The following is a 2,738-nucleotide window of genomic DNA, read 5'->3' on the forward strand; positions in this document are numbered from 1 at the left end:
CTTAATCGCCAGTGATCATTCACCTGAACTTCGCCGCCAAATCCAACGCGGTTGTTTTTATCAAGCCCACCTTCATGGCGCAGGCTGGCCTGTGCAAAACCATAAACCTTGTAACGATCATTTGGCTCATAGGTCAGGCGCACACCGATATCCGTGCGCTCGCCGGTTTCATCAGGATCGGTTGGCGTGTTTTTTTCCACATGTTCCACACCAAATTCCCATAACACCGCATCGGTTTTTTGAAATGCCAATGTCGCGCCACCCTCGCGCAGGGTTTTACCCGTGCTATCATGATAATCATCATATTCAAGACGCACACGCGCACGTTCCGATACAGCAAAATCAGCGTGAATGCCCCACAGGCGTTCATCATTATCCGTGCGATAATTCAGCGTGGAAAACCCAGCACTGCGATCTTCGAAATAGCCGCCAATCAAACCGTCATAATCCGCATTGATATCTGCCAAATCCAGCTGGCCCTTGAACCGAATGGCACGCCCTTCGCCATCAACGCCGACAATATCGCCAAAGGTTAAGCCGCCATCAACCGAACGGTTTTCACCCGAACCAACACCGCTGGTTTTGGCATATTCCAATTCCGCATATGTTTGTTCCGAATGGCGATATAACATATCCACGCCATATGCCGTTTGCTCAGACGTGCCCAAATCCTCGTCCTGTGCGGTAACGCCAACGCGCAATTTGTCATTCACCCAAAATTGCCCGCGCCCACCATAAGAATAGCTGTCCACATCCACCGATGTTGGTGTGTGTTCATAATTCACAATCAGATGCACATTATTATCGCCATTGGGGTTGTTCACGATCAGATCGCTATTTCCCGCACTGCCCGAAAGCGGCGATTTCAAAATCACCAAACCTTGGACATAGTTAATGTCATAATCAATGCCATAAACCAGTGTGCGTCGTTCGATCACCTGACCGGTTGTGCTGTTTTGCACTTCGATCAAAATGGTTTCCGACCCTTGGCTGATATCCTGGAATTTTAGGAAATAGGTCGATCCACCCGTCCCCAAAAATGAATCGCGTTGGGGTAAGGTTTCGGGCTGGGCTGCGTGCAATTGCACACTGACCCGCGCATCGCCATTATTGGTTTGCGCATTACTGTTATACACACCCTGTGCACCATATAATGTGCGCTCATTGCGCAGATATTCCGTGCCCTCAATCGCAGATTTAAAATTGCCCCACATGGCGTGGCTCGTGTCTTTTTCCAGCTTGATGTAAAACTTACCAGACGTGGGCGCATCAATTTCAGATGTGGAATCGTCGCCATACACGGGGTAATATTCATTTGGATCGATACGATCGAGCAAACTTGTCGGGTCTTTTTCATCAAAATTGCGCAACAGGTTTTTCAATTCATCCTCACCCGTATCAGCCGCCGCCGTTAACAGGTAATCCCCCTTGATCTTACCTTTAAGGTAAAACGCAATCCGCCCTTTGTTGTAAAACTTGTCGTAATCATCGCCTGTTGCATCTTCCAAATCATTGGACAGCGTTTTGCCAAGCGTGACATCAATCAAACCGATGTAAAACAAATCTGATGCCGGCACATCAATATCACGGCTCAGGTTCGGGCCACCAGCCACATCCACATCAACCATATGATCGCCCGTTGGCAAAATCCGTTGGATCACAAACGTACCATTGGGATCCGCGCGCAGCGTTTCACCAAGGGTAGAGACATTCGCACCACCACGCAAATCACGCCCCGATACCGTTACAGCACCGCCAAAAACAGGGATGTTGCGCAATGCGGCACTATCCGTGCCCTGTTCCACATCCGATGCATCACCACGGCGTGCAGGTGCATCCAATGACGCAGGTGCGGTTTCATCAAACCGCCCACGCGCATCATAAACACGATAAACATATTGCAAACCATCGCCCGAAGGGCGCGTTACACTGGTCTGTGCATTTGGCTTGAGCGGAATAATCGCCACGGTTTTTGCACCACCGCGCCCGCTTGTATCAATAATGCGCACTTCACCACGGCGCACAAAGGCGGGGTAATTCATCTGGTTTTGAAACCGCAACACATTGCCCGTTTGTTCCAAGTGTGCATCAAGACGTGGGCGCACATCCAGCCCGTCAAATTTCACCGCAACAGATGCCTGCGCCAGCGCGATATCTTGGCGGCGTTTTTTTGCACTGATGGTATTGCGCTGTTTTTGCACAACCCCATCCAATGACACAGGATCACCATCCACACTGATTTCAAAACCATCCACACCCAAATCTGGAATATCCTCTAATTCCACATTGGGCTGGGTTGGCATCGCAACCGTATGCCCAGCATTTGCATGGGTGCATTGTTCAGGAATTTCACCATTCACCAAGGCGCAGTCCTGTGCGCGGATCGGCATCAAACCACCCGCCGTGACGATCGCTGTCGTAAGACCCAACAGCGTCAGACGGTGCAAGTAAGGTTGTGGTGTGTTCATAACGTTTTTCATACTCTCTATCCCCTACTTCAACCGCTTAATCGTGCGCTCAATATTCAACTTGTAACGCCCCTGTTTGCGCCATTCTGCACGGATCATTTTTTCCACGGCCGCCAAACGTTTGCGCGCCAACGCCTTGCCCGCGCCATCGTTATACACATAGGTTAAACGCAGTACCGATGGTTTGGATTGCATCTTTTGCACCAAATTGCGTACCGCCAGCTTGAATTTCGGCTTGGGTGTCATGCCGCCCTCAAACGCCGTGCCGTT

General features: G+C 50.3%; 2 protein-coding genes. Both read right to left on the reverse strand.

All coding sequences use genetic code 11. The annotated features are described in order from the left end of the window. The coding region (locus BFP76_RS02095) for a hypothetical protein (RefSeq protein WP_205661352.1) at nt 1-2,480 on the reverse strand (2,480 nt) is incomplete at its 3' end. 12 nt (nt 2,481-2,492) lie between these two features. After that, on the reverse strand, nt 2,493-2,738 hold a 246-nt coding region (locus tag BFP76_RS14605), incomplete at its 5' end, for a hypothetical protein (protein WP_205661353.1).

This window comes from Paramylibacter kogurei, from assembly GCF_002742285.1.
Taxonomy (GTDB): Bacteria; Pseudomonadota; Alphaproteobacteria; order Rhodobacterales; family Rhodobacteraceae; genus Amylibacter; species Amylibacter kogurei.